Consider the following 255-nt stretch of genomic DNA (forward strand, 5'->3'; position numbering starts at 1 on the left):
GCGACCAGTACGCCGGTTTCTGCCGCTTCGGGAAGTTGTCATAGTCAGCGTTGGACATCAGGTGCATGTACAGGCTGTAGAACGTCAGCTGCGTGCCGCGCGGAAACTCCATCTCGTGCCGCACCAGGGCAAAGCCCGTGCTGTACGGAGCCCGAAGCGGCACGTTACTGCCGTCCACGCTTGCCTCGCTGACCGGATAGTCCTGGTTGGCGCGATACGCGATCAGCACACCATCCGCGATGCAGCGTAGTCCCG

General features: G+C 62.4%; 1 pseudogene. It reads right to left on the reverse strand.

What is annotated here, in order from left to right:
- Nucleotides 1-255: pseudogene (locus tag VSR82_RS40375) on the reverse strand (glycoside hydrolase family 19 protein); the annotation flags it as partial.

It is taken from the genome of Burkholderia sp. JPY481, from assembly GCF_038900515.1.
In the GTDB taxonomy this organism is placed as follows: Bacteria; Pseudomonadota; Gammaproteobacteria; order Burkholderiales; family Burkholderiaceae; genus Paraburkholderia; species Paraburkholderia youngii.